Consider the following 25,783-nt stretch of genomic DNA (forward strand, 5'->3'; position numbering starts at 1 on the left):
ATGTCAGTCGAGATCGGTTCGGTAGCACCGGATTTCACCCTTCCGGACGCCAACCGGGCACCCGTGTCGCTGTCGTCTTTCCGGGGGAAGAAGGCCGTGCTGGTCGTCTTCTACCCGTTCGCCTTCTCGGGCACCTGCACCACCGAGCTGTGTGCGGTGCGCGACGATCTGGCGTCCTTCCAGAACGAGCATGTCCAGGTGCTGGCCGTCTCCACCGACCCGGCCCCGGCGTTGCAGGCCTGGGCCGCAGCTCAGGGGTACGAATTCCCGCTGCTGTCGGACTTCTGGCCGCACGGTGTGGTCTCCCAGGCCTACGGCTCCTTCCACGAGGGTGGGTTCGCGCTCCGCGGGACCTTCCTGATCGACACCGAGGGCGTCGTGCGCTTCGCCGAGGTCAACGGGCCGGGCGAGGCCAGGGACCAAGGCTCCTGGAAGCGCGCCGTCGCAGCCCTCGCGACCGCCTGACCCGTCCACCTCGCCCTGACCGCGGAGAGCATGGGCGGTGGCGGGAACGGCCGTGGGTCGTGCGGCTCCCGGTGTACCCGCGGTCGGAAGGCGCATTGTTTGGGCCGACCCGCCCAGCCGTGGCATCATCTTCCGGTCAGGGCGCCTTGTCGTCGGCCCCTGATGAAGGGCGCGTAGCTCAGCGGAAGAGCTCCCGGTTTACACCCGGGCGGTCGGGGGTTCGAACCCCTCCGCGCCCACCGTCACACGACCCGCACGGGCTGTTCCCGACCCCGGTCGGCGGCGGCAGCCGATAACGAAGGTCGGAGTCGTTCGACTACGAACGACTCCGACCTTCACTGTTGCATCACGGCTGCAGTTGCACCGTTGTCCGGTCTACGTAGTGATGGTGTCCAGGGTGACCTCGATGTTGCCGCGGGTGGCGTTCGAGTAGGGGCAGACCTGGTGGGCGGCCTCGACGAGGGCGTCGGCGGTGGCCTGGTCAACGCCGGACATCTCCACGTGCAGCGCCACCGAGAGAACGAACCCGCCGGCGCCGTTCGGGCCGATCCCGACGTCGGCCGTCACCGCGGCGTCGGCGATGGGGGCCTTCTCCTTGCCGGCGATCAGCTTGAGCGCGGACAGGAAGCACGCGGAGTACCCGGCGGCGAAGAGCTGCTCCGGATTGGTGGCCCCACCGGGGCCGCCCATCTCCACCGGGGTGGCCAGATCGTGGTCGACCAGGCCGTCCGAGCTGCGGGTGTGGCCGTTGCGGCCGTCCCCGGTGGCGGTGGCAGACGCGGTGTAGAGCGCGCTCATGTTCTTCCTCTTCCTGGTCGGGCGGGACGAGCGTTCCCTGGCTCGTCAGGGTTGCGCTCATGATCGGGTCGATTTCTGCCCCACGAGCCACAAAACCGCCACGATCATGAGCGCCGTCGAAGTTGATAAGCGCGGCGGGGGGGGTCAGGCGGGGACGGGTTCCCAGGTAGAGTAGTTGCCGGCACTGGTTTCGACGGCCGCGAGCACACGCTGGACCTTGAGGGCGTCGGCGAACGACGGAGTCGGCTGGACGCCGGTGGCGATCGCGTTGACGAGGTCGACGACCTGGTGGGTGAATCCGTGCTCGTAGCCGAGTCCGTGGCCGGGCGGCCACCAGGCGGCGATGTACGGATGCTCGGGCTCGGTCACCAGGATGCGCCGGAACCCCTGTGCGCCAGGCTCATCGGTGCCGTCGTAGTACTGCAGCGTGTTCATGTCCTCGAAGTCGAACGCGATCGAGCCCAGAGAGCCGTTGACCTCCAGGCGCAGGGCATTGCGGCGGCCGAGAGCGAAACGGGTGGCCTCGAAGATGCCGATCGGCCCGCCGTCGAAACGTGCCGTGAAAAGGGCGGCGTCGTCGACGGTGACCGGCCCCTTCGGCACGTCGGCGCCGACCGCGCCACGCCCGCCGAGGCCGACGAGCTCGCCGCCGATCGGACGCTCCTTCACGAAGGTCTCCATGATCGCCGACACCCCGGTGATCTGCTGGCCGGTGACGAACTGTGAGGCGTCGATGATGTGCGCGCCGATGTCGCCGAGCGCACCGGACCCGGCCTTCTCCTTGTCCATCCGCCAGGTGAGCGGTCCGTTCTCGTCGGACAGCCAGTCCTGCAGGTACTGCGCCCTGACCTGACGGATGGTCCCCACCTTGCCGTCGTCGACCATCTGCTTGAAGAGCGCCAGTGCGGGCGTACGGCGATAGGTGAAGCCGCACATGGCCATCACGCCGTTCGCAGCGGCCGCGGTGGCGGCCTGCGTCATCTGCTCGGCCTCCGCGACGGAGTTGGCCAAGGGCTTCTCGCAGAGCACGTGCTTGCCGGCCTGCAGGGCCGCGATCGCAATCTCGGCGTGGGTGTCGCCGGGGGTGCAGATGTCGATCAGGTCGATGTCGTCGCGTTCGATCAGCCGCCGCCAGTCGGTCTCGACCGAGGCCCACCCCATCTTGTCGGCGGCGGCCTGCGCGGCGCCGGCGTTGCGGCCGGCCAGCGCGGTCAGTTCTGGGGTGAGCGGTAGATCGAAGAAGCGATGGGCGCTTCGCCAGGCGTGCGAGTGGACGCCGCCCATGAAGGCGTACCCCACCATGCCGACCCGAAGTGGTCCTGCGACGGACATCGTTGCTCCCTGGAAGTCTCGCGACGCGGCGGATGTCACCGGTGCGGCACTGCCGGACGAGACTAGTACGCGGCCTGTCGGGACCACCCCGTCGACCACGTCAGTCCCAGCATGTGAAACCACATTCCCAACTGTTGGTTCTCCGACTACCGTGGGGTCATGACGAATCCGCAGTACACCCACGGCCACCAGGACTCGGTGCTGCGGTCCCACCGCTGGCGGACGGCGCAGAACTCGGCCGGATACCTGCTGCCGCATCTGGCCTCCGGTCTCTCGCTGCTCGACATCGGTTGCGGGCCGGGGACCATCACGTCCGATCTGGCGGATCTGGTTGCCCCGGGGGCGGTGTGGGGCGTCGACAGCAGCGCCGAGGTCGTCGCCGAAGCGTCCCGGACCGCCAAGGCCAGGGGCGCCGCCAACGCGAGTTTCGGGGTCGGGGACGTCTACGCCTTGGCGCACGCCGATGGCGCCTTCGACGTGGTGCACGCCCATCAGGTGCTGCAGCACCTCGCCGACCCAGCGGCCGCGCTGCGGGAGATGGGCCGGGTCTGCCGGCCGGGTGGCATCGTGGCGGCCCGCGATGCCGACTATGCGGCCATGGCCTGGTTTCCGCGGGTGCCTGCCCTTGACGACTGGATGACCCTTTACCAGCAGGTGGCCCGGAGCAACGCCGCCGAGCCCGACGGTGGCCGGTTCCTCCGTCACTGGGCCCATAGGGCCGGGTTCGCCGACGTGACGTCGTCCGCCTCCGTCTGGTGCTACTCCACCGAGGCAGAAAGGCAGTGGTGGGGCGGCCTCTGGGCGGATCGGGTGGTCGGGTCCGCGTTCGCCGCGCAGGCAGTGAACCGCGGCTTCGCCGACGTGGCGCGTCTGCAGGCGATGGCCGCCGGATGGCGGGAATGGGCGTCCCATCCGGATGCCTGGTTCGCTGTTCTCAATGGTGAGATCCTCTGCCGCCGTTGATGATTCGCGTGCCGATGCGACCTGTCAGGTCCGGTTGCCGCCGGCTCTGGTCAGCGCGAGCTGGGCCGCCCGGCGGCGTATCTGCGCAGCCCGGGCCATCTTCTGCTGCTCGGCGAGATGCTCGCGTTCTGCCGCCAGTTGGCGGCCGAGTTCCTTGATCCGGCCCTCGATCGCCTGGACGGCCTCGTCGGCGGCTCTGGACCCGGCCTGCGCGTCGGCCGCCTCCTGTTCCGCTGCCGCCACCCGCCGCGCCCGGTCGGCTGCCGCCCGGTCGGCAACGGCCTGCTGAGCTGCGGTCCGGTCGGCGGCGGCCTGCTGAGCTGCGGTCCGGTCGGCGGCGGCCTGCTGAGCTGCGGCCTGGTCGGCGGCGGCCCGTTGAGCTGCCGCCTGTTGTGCTGTGGCCTGGTCGGTGGCGGCCTGTTCGGCGGCAGCGTGCTCGGCGGTCGCTCGATCTGTCCCTGCACGCTTGGATCCCGGAGGGGCGCTGGTCCGGACCGTGACCGCCGACGAGGTACGGGCCCCGGCAGCCGGTTGCGGTGCGGATGTCTTCGGCGACGCCGGTGGCGACTCCGCTCGGGCGCGTCTGGCCTGGCGGAGGGTGTCGAGCGAAAGCACCGCGGCGAGTTCCGGCAACGTGGTGGACCCGAAACCGTCCCAGTGGGCCTGGGTGACGAGCACGCCGGACATCAGCAGCTCGGCCACCTGTTCGTCGGCCAGCGCGGCGTTGAGCGTTCCGGCGACCTCGTCCCGGATGGAGGCCGACGGAGTCGGCTGACCGGTCACGTCGAACGCCAGATCGGCCAGGTCCCTGACCAGGGAACGTCGCCGCCCGGTCAGCTCCCGCAACTGGTGGGCATCGAGGGCCTGCTCCGCCTCGCGCAGTTCGGCTCCCAGCCGGAGCAGCTCGCCGACCTCATCGGGCGCAGAGCGAACCAGCTGGTTGAGCGTGTCCGCCGCGAGCGTCGGTTTGCGCAGGGCGGCTATCCGGCCGGCACCGTCCCGGTCGCCAACCTTCCTTGCCGCAGCAGCCAGAGCCTTCCGTCGAGTGGTGAATTCGGCCATCGGATGGGAGTAGAGATCCTCCACTGCGGCATCCAGGGCAGATGGTCCGGTCACCGTCCCATCTTGACGCACCATGGGGGGGTGTCAGTGACGGCAAAGTTGGTCCATCATGAACCGATGCGTTCCATATGGAAGGGCTCCCTGGTCTTCGGGCTGGTCAACGTCCCGGTCGCCGTGTACTCCGCCACCGAGGACCACGACATCCGGTTCCACCAGGTGCACGAGAAGGACGGCGGACGGATCCGCTACCAACGCACCTGCGAGATCTGCGGTGAGGTGGTCGCCTTCGGCGACATCGCCAAGTCCTACGAGGCTGACGACGGCCGCACCGCGATCATCACGGACGAGGACCTCAAGTCCCTCCCGACGAGCTCGGAGCGAGAGATCGACCTGCTGTCGTTCGTCCCGTCGGACCAGATCGACCCAGTGCTCTACGACGCCAGCTATCTGCTGGAGCCGGCCTCGAAGTCGGCCAAGGCGTACGTACTGCTGCGCGAGACGCTCGCCGAGAACGACCGGGTCGCCATCGTCCACTTCGCCCTGCGCCAGAAGACGCGGCTCGCCGCGCTCCGAGTGCGAGGTGACGTCCTGGTGATCCAGACCCTCCGGTGGCCGGACGAGGTGCGCGAAGCGTCGTTCAAGTCATTGGAGACGCCGGTGGCGTTGTCCGCGGCGGAGAAGCAGATGGCGGCACTGCTGGTCGACTCCTACGCCGACGACTTCCACCCGGACCAGCACGAGGATTCCTATCGCGAGGAACTCCAACAGATGATCGACGCCAAACTCGAAGGCGAGGAGGCGTTCCCGGAGCAGGAGTCGTCCGACGGTGAGGACGCCGAGGTGCTCGACCTCCTGGCGGCCCTCCAGCGCAGCGTGCAGCGCAATGCCGACAAGGACGCAGGCAAGGCCGCCCCGTCCAAGACTGCCAAGGCGACGGCCGAGGAGGACGCGGAGGACGGCTCGGACGCCAGGGACGCCACTGCCAAGAAGCCTGCTGCCCGCAGATCAGCCGCTCGCAAACCCGCGGCCAAGGCCGACCCCGAGAAGGCCAAGGCCCCCACGCGCGCCCGATCGACCACGACCACGACCCCCACCAAGGCGAGCAAAACCGCCTGAGTCCACGGTGACGTTCCTCCCGATCCACTGACGACACACCGTTGTACGATCGATATCTTCGTTCTGCGAACTTCCTGGCTATGTTTACTCCGTCGCAACAACTACCCGTCATTCTTGCGGTGTAGAGGCACTGTGAAGCAAACCTGTGGTTGAGAGGACATCATGACAACGTTGATGCGGTTCGACACCCCTCATGGGGAGACCGTCTTCATCCGGCCGGATCACGTCTCGGCGGTGGTTCCCTCCCGTGGATCGCAATCGGAGATCCACCTGCAGGGCGGCAGTCGTATCACCGTGACCGGCTCGGCCAACAACGTGCTCGGCCATCTCGGTATCGATGTCGCTGGGCAGGAGCATCCGGTCGCCCGGGACCAGCGTCCGCCGTCGCTGTTCCAGGGACCGGTCGGACTCCGCGGTTCGGAGTTCGGCCCGCTCAACACCCAGCGCGGCGGCTCGACCTTCCCCGACGCCACCCGACATCTGCGCCCGACGGCCTCCGCCTGACGATTGCGGTCGGTACGCAGCACACGAGAAAGGCCCGGTTCCTCCGAGGGGGAACCGGGCCTTCGTCGTTCGCGGACTGCACTGACGCCCTGTGCCCCCGGCAGGATTCGAACCTGCGCACCCGCCTCCGGAGGGCGGTGCTCTATCCCCTGAGCTACGGGGGCGCGAGGCAGAACTCTACCGTATCGACGACGGCCGTATCGACCGTGCCGATCCCGACCGAGGGCGACGGATCAGCCGGTGGGTGCGGTGTAGGCCAACGGCTTTGCGCCACGGGCGGCGAGCATGCCAGTCATCACACCGATCTCCGATTCCTGCGATTCGAGCATCTTGCTGGCGAAGTTCTGCACGACGGGGGACGCCGCGTGGGTGGCCGCATAGGTCATCATCGCCGCGCCGCCGTGGTGGTGACGGATCATCAGCTGCAGGAAGAAGATGTCAGATGCGCTGCCCTTGAGCCCCTCCAACTTGGTGATCTCCGCGTCGGTGGCCATGCCGGGCATCACGGCACCGTCGGAGAGTCCGGACGACGCCGTGGAGGTGCCGACCACGTTCATGTCTGCCATTCCCACCGATCCCATCCAGGACATGTGGGCGTCGCTGTTCAGGCGGGGGACACCCCACAGGTCCAACCAGCCCTGCATGGTGCCGATCTGCGATGTCTGGGTGTACTCGATGTCGTAGGCGGTGAGCCTGACTTCCTTGTCGCTGGAGTCCAGTTCGGCGATGTGGGCCATCAGCACGCCCTGGTTGTGATGCACGATCATGTCGCGGGCGAAGCCGGTGTTCACCACGTCCTTGCCGTCGGCGCTGATCGACATCGTCTGCGGGCCACTGTTGCCCAGGGCGAGTCCGACGCTGGCGCCGATCAGGACCATCACCAGCGCGCCCAGTCCGAGGACGATCGCCGTACCGCGCGATCCCCAGCGCGTCAGGATCGAGGAGTTGCGGTCCGCCGGCCCGACGCGAGTGTCATTGTCCTCGTGCAGGCCAGGAGCGGATTCGGAGGTCGGTGTGCTCATCGGGCCTACTTGCTCGACGGTGCGGGAGACGACGGTGCGGGAGACGACGGTGCGGGAGACGACGGTGCGGGAGACGACGCGGCGGAGGACGGGACCGAGGCCGGTGCCACGGCCGGGCTGGTGGCGCCCGAAACCGCTCCGCTGCTGGCGGGCGGAACTACTCCTGCGGTATCACCGGCATTGATGACACTCTCGGCGGTGTCGGCGGTCAACCCGGCACCATTCATCTTGATCGCATCGGTGCCGGGGGTGGCGGCATCGTAGGCCGGCGGGCTCGCCAGGAAGCCGGGCTGGTCGCAGGATCCACCCGGCTCGGGCGCGATGTACGGGTTCTGCTGGAGCGAGGTGATGAATTGCTTGATCCGGATGTCCGAGGCGGAGCTGACCTTGAGCTGGTGGGCCCAGGCCTGCAACGAGATCGGCGAATCGAGGTTGGGGTACGGGCTCATCAGGATGTACGACTTGCCACTGACCAGGGACTTGAGGATGTCCAGGTCGCCCGCCGCGATGGTCGTCGGGTTGTAGGCGATCCATACTGCTCCATGCTCGAGCGGATGGACCATGTTCTCGTTGCGGACGGCCGTCGGGTAGATGGCGCCGTTGCAGTCGGCCCACTCGGCGTCGTGCGGACCACCGATGGGCGGGTAGCGGTCGTAGGCGACCCGCTGGGTCGACGAGACGTGCAGCGCCGCTTTGTATTCGGCAAAGCTCAGGGTGCCGTTGGCGGCCACCGTGCTCTTGCCCGCGTAGATGCCGGTGATCTTGGTCGACGGGTCCTTGTTGGTGTCCGACGGCACGAAGGGAGCTACCGCGGCGGCTGCGTCGTCGTTGCTCTTGTTCTTGGAGTAGACGACGGTGAAGATGCCACCGATCAGGATCAGCACCACTACCACGGCGCCGATGGTGAGCCAGGGGAGCCCCTGCCTCCGGCTGACCACCGGGGCCACCGACCGGGTTTTCTTGGCGCTCTTACCGCTTGCCATCATCGGTGCTTCGACCTCGTTCACTCTTCCAAGCCGGACCGGACCGTGACAGGCCCGGAGGTAGACCGCTGGAGTCTACGGGGCGATTCGGTGACCTCGGTGTGAGCATTCGCTGGGCGCCGGGGACCCCACGTGGCACAAACCGGGTGCGGAACCTTCCTAGAATGGACAGGTGAATCCCGTCCAACTGGCCGATGCCGTTCGTGCTGCCCTGTCCAGCGCAGTCTCCGCCGGAGCCCTGGCCCTCACGGTGCCGGACGATGTCACCATCGACCGTCCGCGTTCGCGGGAGCACGGCGATTATGCAACGCCGGTGGCGCTGAAGCTCGCCAAGGCCGCCGGACTGCCCCCGCGGCAGATCGCCGAGGTGCTGGCCCGTTACCTGGCGGAGGTCGACGGCATCTCCGCGGTGGAGATCGCCGGGCCCGGGTTCCTCAACATCCGTCTCGACGCCGCGGCCGCCGCTGCGGTCGTCGGTCAGGTGGTCTCCGCCGGTGACCACTACGGATCGTCGCAGGTGTTGGCGGGCAAGCAGATCAACCTGGAATTCGTCTCGGCCAACCCGACCGGTCCGGTGCACATCGGTGGTGCCCGTTGGGCAGCCGTCGGTGACGCGCTGGGCCGGGTGCTGAGCACTCAGGGCGCCACGGTGGTGCGGGAGTACTACTTCAACGATGCCGGCGCCCAGATCGATCGGTTCGCGCGGTCGCTGCTGGCGGCGGCGAAGGGACGCCCGGCGCCCGAGGACGGTTACGGCGGCAACTACATCTACGACATCGCCGGCAAGATCACGGCCGAGAACCCTGGCGTGGCAGAGCTTCCGGACGATGTTGCCGCCGAGCTCTACCGGACTCAGGGCGTCGAGCAGATGTTCACCGAGATCAAGGCGACGCTGCATGCGTTCCGGACCGATTTCGACGTCTACTACCACGAGGACTCCCTGCACGCGAGCGGGGCGGTGGGCAAGGCCGTCAACCGGTTGAAGGAGTCGGGTCATCTCTTCGAGGCCGACGGTGCCTGGTGGCTCAAGTCGACCGACTACGGCGATGACAAGGACCGGGTGGTGATCAAGTCCGATGGTGATCCTGCCTACATCGCGGGCGACCTCGCCTACTTCCTGGACAAGCGGTCCCGTGGTTTCGACCTCTGCATCTACATGTTGGGCGCGGATCACCACGGGTACGTCTCCCGGCTCAAGGCCGCCGCGGCCGCCTTCGGCGACGACCCGGCGGTGGTCGAGGTGCTGATCGGGCAGATGGTGTTCCTGGTCAAGGACGGCGAGCCCGTCCGGATGAGCAAGCGTGCCGGCACCGTCATCTCGCTCGACGATCTGATCGAGGCTCTCGGGGTGGACGCTGCCCGCTACTCGCTGATCAGGTATTCGGTCGACACCACGCTGGACCTCGATCTCGACCTGTGGACGAGGCAGAGCAGCGACAACCCGGTCTTCTACGTGCAGTACGCCCACGCGCGGTTGTCGGCGCTCGCCCGGTCCGCGTCGGACCTGGGGATCGACCTCGGTGACGACTACGACGCGGCCCTGCTGGACACCCCGCAGGAGGCGGAGCTGATCGCACTGATCGCGGGATATCCGCAGGTGCTGGCCGCAGCTGCCGACCTGCGCGAGCCGCACCGGGTGGTTCGGTACCTCGAGGATCTTGCCTCGGGCTACCACAAGTTCTACGACGCGGTCCGCGTACTGCCGATGGGGGAGGAACCGGTGACACCGGCCAACGTCGCGCGTCTGTGGTTGTGCAGCGCCGCCCGTCAGGTGCTGGCCAACGGCCTCGCCGTGCTCGGCGTCAGCGCCCCGGAGCGCATGTAGTGAGTGAGCACCGTAGCGAGGAACGAGTGCGCAGTGAGCATCGCAGCGAGGAACGAGCGAGGAGCGGAGCGCAGCGAGCGATGAGCGCTTGCGCGAAGAGCCAGGATCCAACAAGGAGCGGAGCGCAGCGAGCGATGAGCGCTTGCGCGAAGAGCCAGGATCCAACGAGGAGCGGAGCGCAGCGAGCGATGAGCGCTTGCGCGAAGAGCCAGGATCCAACAAGGAGCGGAGCGCAGCGAGCGATGAGCGCTTGCACCAAGAGTCAGGATCCAACATGAGAGCGCATCCAGCGGGCCCTCGGCACGGCGAGATCCCTGCCGACCACACGTCGTTCGTCCCGGCCGACCTCAATGAACTCGACCCGGCAGTCTGGCCTCGGGGCGCCGGCCGGTCAGGCGGCGTGATGACGTTGGCCGGCAACGACGTCCGTGATCTCGCGATGACCTACGGCACCCCGTTCCTGGCGATGGACGAGCAGGATTTCCGCAGTCGCTGCCAGGACTTCGCCGACGCCTTCGGGTCGGCCGCCGACGTGCACTACGCGGCCAAGGCCTTCCTGTCCTCGCACATCGTGAAGTGGCTTGCGCAGGAGGGACTCTCGCTCGACGTCTGCTCGGGCGGCGAACTGCGGCTGGCGCTGCGCGCCGGGTTCCCGCCGGAGCAGATCGCCCTGCACGGGTCCAACAAGTCCCAGGTCGAACTCGAAACCGCCGTGGAGGCGGGCGTCGGCGCCATCGTCGTCGACTCGTTCGACGAGATCGGCCGGTTGGCCGGCATCGCAGATGCGCGCGGAAGTGCAGGATCGGCGAGCACCAGTAATGGCTCCAGCCGACGGATCCCGGTGATGATCAGGGTCACGGTCGGCGTCGAGGCGCACACCCACGAATTCATCGCCACCGCCCACGAGGATCAGAAGTTCGGGTTCTCGCTGGCCGGCGGGGACGCCGCAGAGGGGGTGCGGCGGATCGCAGCCGCTCCGGGCCTCGAACTGATCGGGCTGCACTCGCACATCGGCTCGCAGATCTTCGATCCCTCCGGATTCGAGGTCTCGGCCCACCGGCTGGTGCTGCTGCTGAAGTCGGTGATCGCCGACCACCCCGAACTGGCGCAGACCATCACCACCCTCGACCTCGGTGGCGGCCTCGGCATCGCCTACACCTCGGCCGACACCCCGCCACCGGTCGACGCGATGGCCAAATCGCTGACCGCAATCGTCGAACGGGAGTGCCAGGCCGCCGGCCTCGTCGTCCCGCGGATCGCGGTCGAGCCGGGCCGGGCCATCGTCGGACCGGGAACGGTGACGGTCTACGAGATCGGCACCATCAAGGACGTGCACCTGGACGGCGGCGTGGTCCGCCGGTACGTCTCCGTGGACGGCGGGATGAGCGACAACATCCGGACCGCCCTGTACGACGCCGACTACACCGTGGTGCTGGCCTCGCGCTCGTCCGCGGCCCTGCCGGTGAGGTCCCGGGTGGTGGGCAAGCACTGCGAGAGCGGCGACATCGTCGTGCGGGACTGCTATCTTCCTGCGGACCTCGCGGTCGGGGATCTGGTGGCTGTCGCAGCGACCGGTGCCTACTGCTACGCGATGGCCAGCAACTACAACCGGCTGCCCCGGCCGCCCCTGATCGCGGTGACCGGCGGCACCTCCCGCCTGTTGCTCCGCCGCGAGACCGACGACGACCTGATGCTCCTGGAGACCTGGTGAACGAATCACAGAACGGCGGCGGCCCGAAGCAGCCGTCGGTGGCGCCCGCCGCGATCCTGCTGGGGCTGGCTGCCGTCCTGATCGTGGTGGTGCTGATCAAACCCGCGATGGCGCAGTGGCTCAAGGTCACCATCGTGATCCTGGTGGTCCTGGTCGTCATCGCGCTGCTGGTCTACGCCTTCGTGCTGTTCCGCCAGACCACCAGACGTGGTCCCCGGTGAAACCCGTCCGCGTTGGGGTGCTGGGCGCCGGGGTGGTCGGTTCGCAGGTGGTGCGCCTGCTCCGGGAGCAGGGTGACGAGCTGTCGGCGCGCGTCGGTGCCCCGCTCGAACTGGTGGCGGTGGCCGTCCGCCGGCCCAAGGCGCATCCGGACATCCCGGACGAGCTGTTGACCACCGACGCCGCCGGCCTGGTGGCCAGGGATGACGTCGATGTCGTCATCGAGGTGATCGGCGGCATCAACCCGACCAAGGACCTGCTGCTGACCGCCCTCCGGCGCGGCGCCGCCGTGGTGACGGCGAACAAGGCCCTGCTGGCCGAGGAGGGACCGGCCCTCTACGAGGCCGCCGACGCCGCAGGCGCCGACCTGTACTTCGAGGCCGCTGTCGCCGGGGCCATCCCGTTGATCCGGCCGATCCGCGAATCCCTTGCTGGGGACCGGATCTCGCGCATCATGGGCATCGTCAACGGCACCACCAACTTCATCCTGTCGCAGATGACGGCGGCCGGCTCCAGCTACGAGTCCGCGCTCGAAGAAGCGACCAGACTGGGTTACGCCGAGGCGGACCCCACCGCGGACGTCGACGGGTTCGACGCCGCGGCCAAGGCCGCCATCCTGGCGTCCATCGGATTCCACACCAGGGTCGGTGCGGCCGACGTGCACCGCGAGGGCATCGCCGACGTCACGGCGTCGGACATCCGCTCGGCCGCCGAGTTGGACTGCGTGATCAAGCTGCTCGCCATCTGCGAGCGCGTGACCGGCGAGCACGGCGACGCCGTATCCGCCCGCGTCCACCCGGTGATGCTGCCCAGGGCGCACCCGCTGGCCGGCGTCGACGGCGCCTACAACGCGGTCTACGTCGAGGCGGAATCCGCCGGTCGCCTCATGTTCTACGGTCCCGGCGCCGGTGGGGCGCCCACCGCCTCCGCGGTGCTCGGCGACCTCGTGGCCGTGGCCCGGAACAAGATCAGTGGTGGCCGTGGCCCCCGGGAGTCGGCCTACGCCGCACTGCCGGTGCAGCCGATGGGCGACGTGCCGTCGAAGTACCACATCAGCCTCCAGGTGGACGACCGCGCCGGTGTGCTCGCGGCCGTGGCGATGGCGTTCGCCGATGCCGGCGTCTCCATCTCGACGGTTCGGCAGCAGGGCAGTGGAGCAGCGGCGACGCTCGTCGTGGTGACCCACTCCGCACCCGACGCCGCGCTGTCGGACACCGTGGCCAAATTGGCCGAACTCGAGTCGGTCCACCGGGTGACTTCGGTCATGAGAGTCATGGGAGACGTGGCGTGAACACGGGTGCAGCAGTTCCGAGGCCCGGGTCGGGCTGGCCCGGTCTGATCGCCGCCTACGCAAACCGGGTGGCCGTCCCGCCGGGCGCCACCCCCATCACCCTGCTCGAGGGCGGTACCCCGCTGCTGCCGGCGCCCGCGCTGTCGGCCGCCGTCGGTGCCGACGTCTGGCTCAAGATCGAAGGTGCGAACCCGACGGGTTCCTTCAAGGACCGCGGCATGACGGTGGCCGTCACCCACGCCCTCGCGTCCGGCGCCAAGGCCGTCATCTGCGCCTCCACCGGGAACACCTCGGCCTCGGCCGCCGCCTACGCGGCTCGGGCCGGGATGACCTGCGCCGTGCTGATTCCGGAGGGCAAGATCGCCACCGGCAAGCTGGCCCAGGCGGTGGTTTACGGAGCAAGGATCCTCCAGGTCCAGGGCAACTTCGACGACTGCCTGGAGCTGGCCCGCAAGACCGCTGCGGCGCACGAGGAGATCGCGCTGGTCAACTCGGTCAACCCGGTGCGCATCGAGGGCCAGAAGACGGCCGCCTTCGAGATCTGCGACGTGCTGGGCCGTGCACCCGACATCCACATCCTCCCGGTGGGCAACGCGGGCAACATCACCGCGTACTGGAAGGGCTACCGCGAGTACTTCGCCGATGGGATCATCAGCTCCCGTCCGCGGATGTTCGGATTCCAGGCCGCCGGTGCGGCTCCGCTGGTGCTCGGCCACCCGATCTCGGACCCGGAAACCATCGCCACCGCGATCCGGATCGGTGCGCCCGCCTCCTGGAACGGGGCGATCGGTGCCCGCGACGAGTCCGGCGGGCTGATCGACGCCGTCACCGACGAGATGATCCTGGCGGCCTACCGGCAGCTGGCCACTACCGAGGGTGTCTTCGTCGAGCCGTCGTCGGCGGCCTCGATCGCCGGTCTGCTGGCCACCGCGGCCGACGGCCGTCTGCCTTCCGGTGCGACCGTCGTCTGCACGGTCACCGGGAACGGGCTCAAGGATCCGCAGACGGCACTGGCCGGGCTCACCATGCCGATGATCATCCCGGTGGCGGCAGAAGCCGTGGCGGAAGCACTGGAACTTGCGTGACCGGCGCCTGGGCGACTGTCCGGGTGCCGGCCACCTCGGCCAATCTCGGACCGGGGTACGACTGCTTCGGGCTTGCTCTGCAGCGCTACGACGACGTCGGGGCCACGCTCTGCGCTGACGGAGTGCGGGTCGAGGTCGAGGGCGTCGGAGCGGGTCAAGTGCCAACCGACGCAAGCCATCTCGTCATCCGGGCGATGGCGCGGACCTGGGCGGCCGTCGAACGGGAGCTGCCGTCCGTCTGGCTGCGCTGCCACAACGCCATTCCGCACGGCGGCGGGCAGGGATCATCGGCCGCGGCCATCGTCGCCGGTCTGCTGCTGGGCCGGGCCCTGCTGCCGGGCGGGGGAGCGGAGGTCGGCGACGATCTGATCCTGCAGTTGGCCAACGGGATGGAGGGCCACCCCGACAACGTCGCACCGGCCCTGTTCGGCGGGTTCACGCTCGCCTTCATCGACGGGCAGGGCGGCGCCGCCGCGGTCCGGCGGGCGGTCCATCCGTCGGTGCGGGCCGTGGTCTTCACCGCCTCGCAGACTTCGTCGACCCACCAGTCGAGAACGCTGCTGCCGCAGATGGTTCCGCACGTCGACGCCGCGGCGAATGCGGCGTCGGCGGCCCTGCTGGTGCATGCGATGACCACGGATCCGAGCTACCTGCTGGAGGCCACGAAGGACCGGCTGCACCAGCCGTACCGGGCGGCATCGATGCCGGAGTCGGCGCGCTTGATGAACGACCTGCGGGAGGCCGGGATCGCCGCGGTGATCTCCGGGGCGGGACCTTCCGTGCTGGCCCTGGTCGCCGAGGACCTGCGGTTGGATGCCTGGCGCCGCAACGGTTTCGATGCGCAGGAAGTGCCGATCTGCACTACCGGGGCGACCGTCGGCCTCGACTGACCGCGACGCCGGCGGTGCGCGCGAACAACGTCACGAGGTGCTCCAACTCTTCCGCCGAGAAGTTGGTGAAACCCGCCGGCGGGCGATCGAGGATCTCCTGGGCGAGGTCGGCCATCTCGCGTCCGGCGGGGGTCAGGTCGATGATCTTGCGGCGCCGGTCGGACGGATGGGTGGCCCTGACGGCCAACCGTCGATCGACCAGATCTCCGACCACCACCGAGGTGTAGGGCGGATCGGTGCCGAGCGAGGCCGTCAGCTCACCCATCGTCAGCGGCCCGGAAGACAGACGCCGCAGGGCTTTCGCCTTGATGAAGCTGACCCCCAGTCGGTGGCTGATCTCGGCCCGGCGCACCGCCAGATGCTCCATCACCATCTCGCGGATCGCCTGCCACGCAGCAACCTGCCGCCGACCAGGGTCCAGCGCGATGGGCGGGGACGGGTGGGGGGTCATCGCGCCGCCGCGGCCTGCCGGGTCGGATCCGAGTTCATCAGACCAGCCACCCGGTCGACGGTCGACCTGGCCCAGCGACCGGTGGTGGTCAGGCCCAGCCCGAGGACCGCGAGACCGCAGCAGGCGACGATCCACCAGGCGGTCTGCGCCGTCGCGAGAATCCCGGCCGCCTGGCCCACGGAGGGCGATCCCGACCCTGCCACGGCGCCCGAGGCGATCACGGATCCGATCACCGCCACACCGAGAGTCGCGCCGACCTGTCGGCTGGTGGACGCCACCGCGGCGGCGACACCAGCCTGGCTGATGGGCATCCCGGAGACGGCCGTGTTGGTGATCGGCGCGTTGACCAACCCGAAACCGATCGCGAAGAGGACGTAGCAGCCGATCAGGTAGGGCAGTGCGGTGGTCGCCGTCATCACCGTGAGCCCGGTGGCGCCGAGCGCCATCGCAGTGCCCGCGAAAATCAGGGCCACCCTGGCCCGCCCGGCGGCCACCAGGCGTCCGGAGATGGGGGCGAAGATCATCGTCATGAGGGCCATCGGCAGCACGGTCAGGCCGGCCTGCAGCGCCGAGAAGCCGCGGACCTCCTGGAGATAGAGACTGTTGAGGAACAGGAAGCCGGAGAACGCTCCGAACGCGAAGATCGCGATCGCCGTCGCCCCGGAGAATGGCGCGCTGGAGAAGAATCGCAGGTCGATCAGCGGATCGACCCGACGCGGCTCGTAGAGCAGGAGCCCGATGAGCGCGGCCGCAGCGAGCAGGATGAACGACCACAGCACGCCCGAACCCCACTGCAGCCGACCGGATTCCACGATCGCGTAGGTCAGGGCGGCCAGCATGACGATGATGAGCACCTGGCCGATCGGGTCGAACCGGCGCGCTCTGGGTGCGCGCGACTCCGGGACGAAGAGTCCGGCCAGCACGATGGCGGCGATGCCGATCGGCACGTTGATCCAGAAGATCCACCGCCAGCCGACCGTCTGGATGAGCACACCGCCGATGACCGGGCCCAGTCCCATGCTGATGCCGACGACGCCGCCCCAGATGCCGATCGCTTTCGCCCGTTCGCGCTTCTCGGTGAACACATTGGTGATGATCGACATCGCAACCGGGTTCAGCATCGACCCGCCGAGGGCCTGCACGATCCGCGCGACGATCAGCAACTGCAGGTTCGGCGCGACGCTGCACAGGGCCGAACCGAGGGTGAACGACGTCAACCCGATCTGGAACGTCCGGCGTCGCCCGATGCGGTCGGCCGTGGATCCGGACAGGATGAGGAAGCTGGCGAGCGTCAGGGTGTAGGCATCGATCACCCACTGCAGACCGGACACGCTGGCGCCCAGATCGGTGCGGATCGAGGGGAGTGCGACGTTGACGATGGTGCCGTCCATCCCGACGATCAGCAGACTCATGCAGCAGATGGCCAGGATGAGGGTCTTGCGTGACGCCGGTGGTCCGGCGATCTCCGCGTCGGAGGGGTGCTTCTCGAACTTCTGCGGCACGGTTGTATCGGGCAAGTTCAGCCTGCGCAATCACTTGTAGATGTATCACTGTTAGCTTGGGCAAGAGTACTCCCGCCACGCCGCACCGGGGGCGTTTGTTGCCGCCGGGGGCAGGGTACGTCTACGCTGGAGATCGATCACCGGTCGTGAGCAGTGCCGCCGGAATCTCGGGGATTCGATTGACGAACTCCACATCCCCCTCTTGTGCTTCGAATCGACGTGTCGTCCAACACGCGAGCGGAGCATCGAGCCCACTCGGTGTCTTCCGACGGGACGGTGTGCAAGGCCGAGGGGATGTCCGAAGGTTCCAACTCTGGCGATGTCTTCCAGCGTCTTCCAGCGCCCGACCGCAGTGACCTTTTCCCCTCCACGCCCGCCGGGTGTGGATCAGCAGCCGCCGCCCAGGGCGCCGGCGCTTCGAACCCGACCGGAATCTTCCGGGTCGGACAGGAAGGATCTTCGTGAGAGAAACCACGGAGCAGCCCGTCTCCTCCACCACCGCAGCGCGAGCGCGCCGCGGCGATGGACTTTCGGGCATGGTGCTCGCCGATCTGAAGGCCCTCGCGGCCCAGCTCGGCATCAAGGGCACCTCGGGACTACGCAAGGGCGACCTCGTGTCCGCCATCGCTTCCCACCAGAACAGCGGTTCGGCGCCGATCACCGGCTCCTCGCCGAAGAACAAGGCTGCCGCGACCCAGGAGCCAGGCGTGTCCGCGGAGTCAGGCGTGTCGTCACCGCCGACCGGCGCTCGGGTCGCAGGTCAGACGAACGGCCGCAACCAGGCCCCCACCACCAGCCGCCAGGACGAACCTGCGTTGTCGCTGGACATCGATCTGCCCGAGCGTCCCGCCCGCCGACGCGCCGCTGCGCGTCCTGAGGGCGCCCCGACGAGTGCAGCTCCGATCAGTTCGGCGCCGATCAGCACGGCACAGATCGGCACCGCCCCGGCTGCCGGGTCGGCACCCGCTGCTGCAGCGCCCGACACCACCGAGCAGGCTTGCGTCAGCCGCGCCCATTCCGACGGTGCCCAGGCACCGGCCGAGAATCAGCAGCGCGACAGTCAGACGAACGGCGGCCAGACGAACGGCGGCCAGACGAACGACAGCCAGACGAACGGCGCGCAGACGAACGGCGGCCAGGGCAACGGTGGCCAGCAGAACGGCGCCGATCGGGGTGACCGACCGTCCTACGACGACGACGGCCCCCGCAGCACCCGGCGCAACCGTCGGAATCGCCGTGACCGCGACAACCGTGGTGGCGACCAGACCACGGTCGAGAACGGCGAGATCGGTACCCGCGAGGCCCAGACCAGCCAGAACGGCCAGGCGACCCAGTCCAGCCAGACGGGCCAGAACGGACAGCAGGGCCAAGGTGGTCAGCAGGGCCAAGGTGGTCAGCAGGGCCAGAACGGCCAGCTGCCCCGCGAGAACCAGAACCGCGACGGACAGAACCGCGATGGACAGAACCGGAACCGTCAGGACAACAATCGTCAGGACACTCGCAACGGCCAGGACAACAATCGTCAGGACCGCGGCGGCCAGGATCGTGGCGGTCAGGATCTCGATGGTGACGACACCAGGCGTGGCCGTCGGTTCCGCGATCGGAACCGTCGCACCCGTGATCGGTTCGCCGACGCTCCGACCGACACCGAGGTGCGCGACGACGACATCCTGATGCCGGTGGCCGGCATCGTGGACGTGCTCGATTCCTACGCCTTCATCCGGACCTCCGGCTACCTCTCCGGCCCCAACGACGTCTACGTCTCGCTGTCGCAGATCCGCAAGAGTGGCCTGCGTCGCGGTGACGCGGTCACCGGAGCCGTTCGCGCGCCGCGCGAGGGCGAGACCGGTGCCCGGCAGAAGTTCAACGCCCTGGTCAGGTTGGACTCGGTCAACGGGCAGGACCCCGAGCTCGCGAAGGACCGTCCGGAGTTCACCAAGCTGACCCCGCTCTACCCGAACGATCGGCTGCGTCTGGAGACCGAGTCGCACATCCTGACGACCCGCATCATCGATCTGGTGATGCCGGTCGGCAAGGGCCAGCGCGCTTTGATCGTGTCGCCCCCGAAGGCCGGCAAGACCTCGATCCTGCAAGCCATAGCGAACGCGATCACGACCAACAACCCCGAGGTCCACCTCATGGTGGTGCTGGTCGACGAACGGCCCGAGGAAGTCACCGACATGCAGCGATCGGTGAAGGGTGAGGTCATCGCCTCGACCTTCGACCGGCCGCCGGCCGACCACACCATGGTCGCCGAGCTGTCCATCGAGCGGGCCAAGCGGCTCGTCGAGATGGGTCGTGACGTCGTCGTCCTGCTCGATTCGATCACCAGGCTCGGCCGGGCCTACAACCTGGCCGCTCCCGCGTCCGGGCGCATCCTGTCCGGTGGTGTCGATTCCACCGCGCTGTTCCCGCCGAAGCGATTCCTCGGTGCGGCCCGCAACATCGAGAACGGCGGTTCGCTCACCATCTTCGCCTCGGCGCTGGTGGAGACCGGGTCCGCCGGCGACACGGTGATCTTCGAGGAGTTCAAGGGCACCGGCAACGCCGAGCTCAAGCTCGACCGCCGGATCGCCGACAAGCGGATCTTCCCGGCGATCGATGTGGACCAGAGCTCGACCCGCAAGGAAGACCTCCTGCTCTCGCCGGACGAGTTGGCGATCACCGTCAAGCTTCGCCGGGTGCTGTCGGCGCTGGATTCCCAGCAGGCGCTGGAGCTCCTGCTCGATCGCCTGCGCAAGACCAAGAGCAACGTCGAGTTCCTGATGCAGGTCGCGAAGACGACGACCGGCGTCGGCAACGACTGAGAGCGCGACCCATGACGACGCCGTTGGAGGTGTTGGCCCAATCGAAATATATGCTGTTGAACACATTTCGCCGGGACGGCACGGCCGTCGCCACGCCGGTCTGGGTGGTGCGCATCGCTGACGAGCTGATGGTCTGGACCAACCCGACGGCCGGAAAGGTCAAGCGGATCCGTCGCGACGGTCACGTCGAGATCGGGCCGTGCACCCGGAGCGGCAGGCCATTGGGCTACCCCGTGCCCGCGTCGGCCCGGATCCTCGACCCGGGCGAACTGGACGCGGTGATGGCTGCGTTGATCGACAAGTACGGTGTGGTCGCCCGGCTCACGCAATTGCCCGACCGGATCAACGCGATGCTGTCGCGCCCGCCGCAACCGCGTGGCGGTATCGGCCTTGTCCTCGTTTAACACTCCAGCACGTCCATCTGGCAAACTGGGAGGCCGGCTCCGGTTCACGTTCCGCACAACGGTGCGGGCGACCCGGCGGCTGATCCGTGGCTCCAAGAGAGGAACTACCCCATGAAGACCGGCATTCACCCCGAGTACGTGGCCACCGAGGTGGTCTGCAGCTGTGGCAACACCTTCGAGACCCACAGCACCAAGACCAGCGGCAAGATCACCGTCGAGGTCTGCTCGAACTGTCACCCGTTCTACACCGGCAAGCAGAAGATCCTGGACACCGGTGGCCGGGTTGCACGCTTCGAGGCCCGTTACGGCAAGCGCAGCCGCTAGCTCTCCCAAAGCGCCCGTCGGTCGGTGACCGGCGGGCGCTTTTGCGTCCCCATCCGGAGCGAAACCTGCTCCACCACAGAGCTTCCCGAACAGAAGGGAGCGCCGATGGCTGCGTCCACTGCTTCGGGCTCGACCGCAAGGAATTCGACAGCCGGGCCTGCCGCCGGATTGATCGCCGAGTATGCCGAACTGCAGACCAAGCTCAGCGATCCCGCCGTGCATGCCGACCAGGCCGCCGCCCGCCGGCTAGGGCGTCGCTACGCCGAACTGACGCCGATCGTCAACACCGCCAACGCCCTGGAGACCGGCCGTGGTGATCTGGCCACGGCCATCGAGTTCGCGACGGAGGACCCTTCGTTCGCCGACGAGGTCGTCACGCTGACCGGCCAGGTGTCCGAACTGGAATCCAAACTGGCCGAACTGCTGACGCCGCGCGATCCCGACGACGCCAAGGACGCGATCGTCGAGATCAAGGCCGGCGAGGGCGGTGAGGAGTCGGCGTTGTTCGCCGGTGACCTGCTCCGGATGTACCTGCGGTACGCCGAGCGTCACGGCTGGAAGACCGAGGTGATCTCCGCGTCCGAGTCCGACCTCGGTGGCTACAAGGACGTCACCGTCGCGGTCAAGGCGCCCGGCTCGCCTGCTCCCGAGGACGGGGTCTGGGCGCGGCTCAAGTTCGAAGGCGGTGTGCACCGCGTCCAACGGGTGCCGGTGACCGAGTCGCAGGGACGCATCCACACCTCGGCGGCGGGGGTGTTCGTGGCACCTGAGGCCGAAGAGGCCGTCGATGTCACCATCGACCCCAACGACCTGCGGATCGATGTGTTCCGGTCGTCCGGACCGGGCGGTCAGAGCGTCAACACCACCGACTCCGCGGTCCGCATCACCCATCTTCCGACGGGCATCGTCGTGTCCTGCCAGAACGAGAAGTCCCAGCTGCAGAACAAGGAGTCCGCGATGCGGATCCTGCGTGCTCGCATGTTGTCGGCAGCCCGGGACGCGGCGGCCTCCGTGGTGGCCGACGCCCGTCGTTCGCAGGTCAGGACGGTCGACCGGTCGGAGCGGGTGCGGACCTACAACTATCCGGAGAATCGGATCGCCGATCACCGCGTCGGTTTCAAGGCCTACAACCTGGACGCCGTGCTGGACGGTGATCTGGACGCCGTGCTGGACAGTCTCGACCGTGCCGACCGCGCCGAAAGACTTGCCGGCGGTGGGCCCGTTGGCGCGTGAATCCCTCCGGGTGCAGATCATGGCGGCCGCGCAGCGGCTCACCGATGCCGGTGTGCCGAGCCCGCAGTTCGACGCGGAGGAGCTCGCCGCGCACCTGCTCGGCATCGGGCGGACGAAACTCGGGCTGCAGCCGCTGGTCGAGCCGGAATGGGTGGAGACCTACGAGGCCCTGATCGCCCGTCGGGTGGCCCGCGTTCCGTTGCAGCACCTCACGGGTGAGGCCTACCTGGGACGCACCACAGTCCAGGTGGGGCCGGGCGTATTCATCCCGCGGCCGGAGACCGAGGTGCTCTTGGAGTGGGCGCTGGACGCGATCAAGGACATCGAGGCCCCGGTCGTCATCGATCTGTGCTCCGGCAGCGGCGCGATCGCGCTGGCGATCGCACAGGCCAGGCCGGACGCCCGGGTGCACGCCGTCGAACGGGCGGTCGGCGCCCTGGCCTGGGCACGCCGCAACGCCGAACTGCACCGAGACGCCGGTGGTACCCCGATCGATCTCCGCGGGGGGGACATCACCGACGAGCGACTGCTGACCGATCTGGAAGGCACCGCCGACCTCGTGACGGCCAATCCGCCCTACGTCCCGGCCGGCACCGTCGTCGATCCCGAGGTGGGGGAGCATGATCCCGCCGAGGCCGTGTTCGCCGGCCCGGACGGCCTCGATCTCATCAAACCGCTGATCTCGATCTGTGCCGGGCTCCTCAAACCGGGGGGCTTCCTGGCCATCGAGCACGACGACACCCAGGGCGAGTCGGTCCCGGGGCTGCTGTCGTCGCGCCGCGTGCTCGCCGACGTCGTGGATCACCAGGACCTGACCGGTCGACCGCGATTCGTCACGGCCCGCCGCGTCACCATGACGCGCTGACGCAGCGGCAACGACGCGAAGGAAGCACGGCCGTGCCGGCGGACAGCACGCCCGGACAGAACTGAAAGGATGAGGCAGTGACGACATTCCACTGCAGTGACCCGGTCACCCGCCGTGCCGGGCTGGAGGCCGCAGCCGCTGCGGCCGCGGCCGGCGAGCTGGTCGTGATGCCGACCGACACCGTCTACGGGATCGGCGCCGACGCGTTCAACGCCTCCGCCGTGCGGGCCCTGCTGGCTGCCAAGGGCCGCGGCCCCGACATGCCGGTCCCGGTGCTGGTCGGTTCCTGGAAGACCATCGAGGGTCTGGTGCTCGCGGTACCGCCGGTGGCCACGAAGCTCGTCGAGGCGTTCTGGCCGGGCGGTCTCTCGCTCGTGGTCGAGCACGCACCGTCGCTGACCTGGGATCTGGGTGACGCGAAGGGCACGGTCATGGTCCGGATGCCGCTGCACCCGGTCGCTCTGGACCTGCTGCGCTCGGTCGGTCCGATGGCGGTGTCCAGCGCGAATCGCAGCGGCCAGCCCCCGGCGCTGACCGCAGACGAGGCGGTGGCGCAGCTGGGTGAACAGGTGAGTGTGTATCTGGACGGCGGCCCGGCGCCGATCGGGGTGGCCTCGACCGTGGTCGACGTGACGGGTCCGATCCCGGTCGTCCTGCGTCAGGGTGCGGTCTCGCTCGACGCGCTGCGCGAGGTGGCGGGCTCGGTGCGGGGTATCGGGGAGTAGTTCACGGCGCCCACCCCCGGCAGAAGTACCCGCCCCCGCGGCAGGAATACCGCGCCCTCCGGCAGACATGCCGCGGGCCCGGTCCGAAGCATTCGGACCGGGCCCGGTGCGGCTGCCCCCGGCGTGGGAGCATCGATCGAGCACATCGGATGGGATGTGCTGGGCGACCGAAGTGCAGTACCCGGCTTGGGTTCTCGGTCAGCGCCTCTCGATCGGCAGGCACTGTTGTGACGCCGGGGGCCAGGGGTCGGTTCCATGACACCGAGGAGAAATCCGGCGGGACGCGGGCAGAATTTCCCGACCGGATCCGGCGGCGTCATCGCGGCGGTTGGCTCGGTCGGGGTGATTCCGCTACTACCCTGAGCCGGTGGCCGACATCGCGATTCCAGTGCGGGAGTACGCGCTCGTGTTCGGGACCGCTGCCTTCGTCACCTTCATCGCCACCGGAGGAGTGCGCCTGCTGGCGTCGAAGATCGGTGCTGTCACGCCGATCCGGGATCGTGACGTGCACAAGTTGCCAACGCCCCGGATGGGTGGGGTCGCGGTCTACCTGGGGGTGGCTGCGGCCATTCTGATCGCCCGCAACATGCCGGTCGTTGGCCGGGCATTCGATTCGTCGTCGTCGATCCAGGGGGTGCTGGCCGCGGGCGGCGTCATCGTGCTGGTCGGTGTGCTGGACGACCGGTTCGACCTCGACGCCATCACCAAGCTGTTCGGACAGATCCTGGCCGCCGGTGTGCTGGTGCTCTACGGCGTCACCTGGCTGCAGGTGTGGCTGCCCTCCGGTGACGGCGGCACGACGGTGTCGTTCTCGCAGACCCAGGGCGCGCTGATCACCGTGCTGATCACCGTGGTATTGGCCAACGCGATGAATTTCATCGACGGTCTCGACGGGTTGCTCGCCGGCGTCGCCACCATCTCGGCGGTCGCGGTTTTCATCTTCTCCGTCCACCAGTTGATGGCGTCGGCCGACGACTCCGTCGGTTCGCAGCCCCCGTTGATCGCCGCGGCACTGGTCGGGGCCTGTCTCGGCTTCCTGCCGCACAATTTCTACCCGGCCCGGATCTTCATGGGCGACTCCGGGTCGATGTTCATCGGCCTGACGATGGCGGCCTCGGTCATCACCGCCAGTGGGCAGCTGAACAGCTCGAACTTCGGCCCGCGGAGCACCGTGGCGCTGCTGGCGCCGGTCATCGTCGTGCTTGCGGTCGTCTTCATCCCGCTGCTGGATTTCCTGCTGGCCGTCATCCGCCGCACCAAGGAGGGCCGTCATCCCTTCAGCGCCGACAAGCGGCATCTGCACCACCGCATGCTGGCGATCGGGCACACCCACCGTCAGGCGGTCCTGATCTTCTACCTCTGGGCCTTCGTGCTCTCGGCCGGCTCGGTGTCCCTGGTCTTCGCGCGGTGGCAGGAGGTGGTGCTGCCAACGGCCGGGGCCGCACTCGTCGCCCTGCTGATCTCCATGTGGCCGTGGCTCCGCTCGCGCCGCCTGACCAGGCGTCGGGCGCTGGGCGTGGTGTCGAAGGGGCCCGTCGTGGTGGGGGCGAAGCCAACGGTCGGGACCCAGGCCGGCGATGGGGCAGGATCGACACCGTGAGTACAGGATCGACACCGTGAGTACAGGATCGACACCGTGAGCAGGAGCAGGTCGGCCGGACCGGATCTTGCGGCGAATGTCGTCGCCGCCCAGCGCGCCGCCGAGCGCAGCCGAACGGGCGGGGTGTGGTCGCTCGGCCATCTCCGGATCTGCTGGATCGCGCTCGTCGTGGCCGGAACGCTGCTCCTGGTCGCCGCCGCGCTGCTGTCCGGTGGGCGGGCCGTCGCCGGGGTGGCCCTTGGCACGGTGATCGTCGGGATCTTCTTCAGCTTCTCTGCCGTCGTCATCGCCAAGGCCGGCCAGGTGAGCCCGAAACTCGTGATGGTGGCGGCACTCTCGGCCTACGTGTTCAAGATCGTCGCCCTCGGCGTCGTCCTCACCTTCATGCCGAGGGACGGTGTCTTCGACACGAGATGGATGTCCGGGGCCATCGGGCTCGGCCTCTTCGTGTGGCTGGGCGCCCACATGCGCTACGTGTGGACCACGAAGGTCTACTACGTCGACCCGCACTGAGCCGAAACCTGCTCGCCGATCACCGGTTCCGCAGTCCGGCGAACTTCGACACGTTGTAGAAGGGACCCCTCCCGGGTGCGGGAATACCAACTC

The 25,783-nt window shown here is 68.5% G+C and carries 25 protein-coding genes and 2 tRNA genes; 19 read left to right on the forward strand and 8 right to left on the reverse strand.

The genetic code is table 11. The features are described from left to right. Entirely contained in the window at window positions 1-465 is a 465-nt protein-coding gene (locus ABIB25_RS01880; RefSeq protein WP_354526697.1) for a peroxiredoxin, read from the forward strand. Window positions 466-632: 167 nt separating this feature from the next. After that, window positions 633-704: transfer RNA gene (locus tag ABIB25_RS01885), tRNA-Val, on the forward strand. Between the two features lie 136 nt (window positions 705-840). Here the strand turns inward: ABIB25_RS01885 and ABIB25_RS01890 are convergent. After that, window positions 841-1,263 carry an organic hydroperoxide resistance protein gene (locus tag ABIB25_RS01890; RefSeq protein ID WP_354526698.1) on the reverse strand — a complete coding sequence of 141 codons (423 nt, stop codon included), beginning with the start codon at window positions 1,261-1,263 and terminating at the stop codon, window positions 841-843. A 144-nt stretch (window positions 1,264-1,407) separates the two neighbouring features. Continuing rightward, window positions 1,408-2,595, reverse strand: a complete 1,188-nt coding sequence (locus ABIB25_RS01895) for a Gfo/Idh/MocA family protein (RefSeq protein WP_354526699.1) — start codon at window positions 2,593-2,595, stop codon at window positions 1,408-1,410. A gap of 159 nt (window positions 2,596-2,754) precedes the next feature. Here ABIB25_RS01895 and ABIB25_RS01900 point away from each other — a divergent pair, with 159 nt between their 5' ends. Continuing rightward, window positions 2,755-3,558 carry a methyltransferase domain-containing protein gene (locus tag ABIB25_RS01900; protein ID WP_354526700.1) on the forward strand — a complete coding sequence of 268 codons (804 nt, stop codon included), beginning with the start codon at window positions 2,755-2,757 and terminating at the stop codon, window positions 3,556-3,558. Window positions 3,559-3,582: 24 nt separating this feature from the next. On the opposite strand, the gene ABIB25_RS01905 is transcribed toward ABIB25_RS01900, so the two are convergent. Beyond that, on the reverse strand, window positions 3,583-4,674 hold the full coding sequence (locus ABIB25_RS01905; RefSeq protein ID WP_354526701.1) for a hypothetical protein: 1,092 nt from the start codon (window positions 4,672-4,674) through the stop codon (window positions 3,583-3,585). Window positions 4,675-4,737: 63 nt separating this feature from the next. Here ABIB25_RS01905 and ku point away from each other — a divergent pair, with 63 nt between their 5' ends. Next, window positions 4,738-5,736, forward strand: a complete 999-nt coding sequence (gene ku / locus ABIB25_RS01910) for a non-homologous end joining protein Ku (RefSeq protein ID WP_354526702.1) — start codon at window positions 4,738-4,740, stop codon at window positions 5,734-5,736. Window positions 5,737-5,898: 162 nt separating this feature from the next. Further along, entirely contained in the window at window positions 5,899-6,240 is a 342-nt protein-coding gene (locus ABIB25_RS01915) for a hypothetical protein (protein WP_354526703.1), read from the forward strand. A 92-nt stretch (window positions 6,241-6,332) separates the two neighbouring features. Here the strand turns inward: ABIB25_RS01915 and ABIB25_RS01920 are convergent. The 3 genes from ABIB25_RS01920 to ABIB25_RS01930 all read right to left on the reverse strand — a co-directional run bounded on the left by ABIB25_RS01920 (window position 6,333) and on the right by ABIB25_RS01930 (window position 8,269). Beyond that, window positions 6,333-6,404 (reverse strand) — tRNA-Arg (locus ABIB25_RS01920). A gap of 69 nt (window positions 6,405-6,473) precedes the next feature. Then, window positions 6,474-7,262: a DUF305 domain-containing protein gene (locus tag ABIB25_RS01925; RefSeq protein WP_354526704.1), complete on the reverse strand. Its 789-nt coding sequence runs from the start codon at window positions 7,260-7,262 to the stop codon at window positions 6,474-6,476. Between the two features lie 5 nt (window positions 7,263-7,267). After that, window positions 7,268-8,269, reverse strand: a complete 1,002-nt coding sequence (locus ABIB25_RS01930) for a thioredoxin-like domain-containing protein (RefSeq protein WP_354526705.1) — start codon at window positions 8,267-8,269, stop codon at window positions 7,268-7,270. 148 nt (window positions 8,270-8,417) lie between these two features. Here ABIB25_RS01930 and argS point away from each other — a divergent pair, with 148 nt between their 5' ends. The 6 genes from argS to thrB all read left to right on the forward strand — a co-directional run bounded on the left by argS (window position 8,418) and on the right by thrB (window position 15,266). Further along, entirely contained in the window at window positions 8,418-10,070 is a 1,653-nt protein-coding gene (gene argS, locus ABIB25_RS01935; RefSeq protein WP_354526706.1) for an arginine--tRNA ligase, read from the forward strand. A gap of 274 nt (window positions 10,071-10,344) precedes the next feature. Then, complete coding sequence (gene lysA, locus ABIB25_RS01940) at window positions 10,345-11,781, forward strand: diaminopimelate decarboxylase (RefSeq protein ID WP_354526707.1); 1,437 nt, start codon at window positions 10,345-10,347, stop codon at window positions 11,779-11,781. Next, the gene (locus tag ABIB25_RS01945; RefSeq protein WP_354526708.1) at window positions 11,778-12,002 is read left to right on the forward strand and encodes a hypothetical protein; all 225 of its coding nucleotides are present in this window, start codon (window positions 11,778-11,780) and stop codon (window positions 12,000-12,002) included. Before lysA ends, ABIB25_RS01945 begins: the two co-directional genes overlap by 4 nt. Beyond that, on the forward strand, window positions 11,999-13,291 hold the full coding sequence (locus ABIB25_RS01950; protein WP_354526709.1) for a homoserine dehydrogenase: 1,293 nt from the start codon (window positions 11,999-12,001) through the stop codon (window positions 13,289-13,291). The genes ABIB25_RS01945 and ABIB25_RS01950 overlap by 4 nt, the downstream gene beginning before the upstream one ends. Next, the gene (gene thrC, locus ABIB25_RS01955; protein ID WP_354526710.1) at window positions 13,288-14,376 is read left to right on the forward strand and encodes a threonine synthase; all 1,089 of its coding nucleotides are present in this window, start codon (window positions 13,288-13,290) and stop codon (window positions 14,374-14,376) included. The genes ABIB25_RS01950 and thrC overlap by 4 nt, the downstream gene beginning before the upstream one ends. Further along, complete coding sequence (gene thrB, locus ABIB25_RS01960) at window positions 14,373-15,266, forward strand: homoserine kinase (RefSeq protein WP_354526711.1); 894 nt, start codon at window positions 14,373-14,375, stop codon at window positions 15,264-15,266. Before thrC ends, thrB begins: the two co-directional genes overlap by 4 nt. On the opposite strand, the gene ABIB25_RS01965 is transcribed toward thrB, so the two are convergent. Together ABIB25_RS01965 and ABIB25_RS01970 are read right to left on the reverse strand one after the other, a co-directional pair. After that, entirely contained in the window at window positions 15,238-15,717 is a 480-nt protein-coding gene (locus ABIB25_RS01965; protein WP_354526712.1) for a MarR family winged helix-turn-helix transcriptional regulator, read from the reverse strand. The two genes, thrB and ABIB25_RS01965, sit on opposite strands and share 29 nt — an antisense overlap. After that, a complete protein-coding gene (locus ABIB25_RS01970) occupies window positions 15,714-17,129 on the reverse strand; it encodes an MFS transporter (protein ID WP_354526977.1) in 1,416 nt (471 codons plus the stop codon). Before ABIB25_RS01970 ends, ABIB25_RS01965 begins: the two co-directional genes overlap by 4 nt. 626 nt (window positions 17,130-17,755) lie before the next feature. Between ABIB25_RS01970 and rho the strand changes: the two genes are divergently transcribed. From rho to ABIB25_RS02010, 8 genes are all read left to right on the forward strand, one after another. Continuing rightward, complete coding sequence (gene rho, locus ABIB25_RS01975) at window positions 17,756-20,026, forward strand: transcription termination factor Rho (protein ID WP_354526978.1); 2,271 nt, start codon at window positions 17,756-17,758, stop codon at window positions 20,024-20,026. 11 nt (window positions 20,027-20,037) lie between these two features. Continuing rightward, window positions 20,038-20,430, forward strand: a complete 393-nt coding sequence (locus ABIB25_RS01980) for a PPOX class F420-dependent oxidoreductase (protein WP_354526713.1) — start codon at window positions 20,038-20,040, stop codon at window positions 20,428-20,430. 111 nt (window positions 20,431-20,541) lie between these two features. Beyond that, window positions 20,542-20,754, forward strand: coding sequence for a 50S ribosomal protein L31 (gene rpmE, locus ABIB25_RS01985; protein WP_187091180.1), 213 nt, complete (start codon window positions 20,542-20,544; stop codon window positions 20,752-20,754). A 105-nt stretch (window positions 20,755-20,859) separates the two neighbouring features. Then, window positions 20,860-21,987 (forward strand): peptide chain release factor 1, encoded by a 1,128-nt coding sequence (prfA, locus tag ABIB25_RS01990; RefSeq protein ID WP_354526714.1) that lies wholly within the window; start codon window positions 20,860-20,862, stop codon window positions 21,985-21,987. Continuing rightward, a complete protein-coding gene (gene prmC, locus ABIB25_RS01995; RefSeq protein WP_354526715.1) occupies window positions 21,977-22,852 on the forward strand; it encodes a peptide chain release factor N(5)-glutamine methyltransferase in 876 nt (291 codons plus the stop codon). The genes prfA and prmC overlap by 11 nt, the downstream gene beginning before the upstream one ends. A 77-nt stretch (window positions 22,853-22,929) precedes the next feature. Further along, complete coding sequence (locus ABIB25_RS02000) at window positions 22,930-23,577, forward strand: L-threonylcarbamoyladenylate synthase (RefSeq protein WP_354526716.1); 648 nt, start codon at window positions 22,930-22,932, stop codon at window positions 23,575-23,577. 367 nt (window positions 23,578-23,944) lie between these two features. Next, complete coding sequence (locus ABIB25_RS02005) at window positions 23,945-25,177, forward strand: MraY family glycosyltransferase (RefSeq protein WP_354526717.1); 1,233 nt, start codon at window positions 23,945-23,947, stop codon at window positions 25,175-25,177. 36 nt (window positions 25,178-25,213) lie between these two features. After that, window positions 25,214-25,690, forward strand: a complete 477-nt coding sequence (locus ABIB25_RS02010) for a Cg1360 family ATP-synthase-associated protein (RefSeq protein ID WP_354526718.1) — start codon at window positions 25,214-25,216, stop codon at window positions 25,688-25,690. The last annotated feature ends 93 nt before the right edge of the window (window positions 25,691-25,783 follow it).

Origin of the sequence: Nakamurella sp. UYEF19 (genome assembly GCF_040546275.1) — a bacterium.
Classification (GTDB): domain Bacteria; phylum Actinomycetota; class Actinomycetes; order Mycobacteriales; family Nakamurellaceae; genus Nakamurella.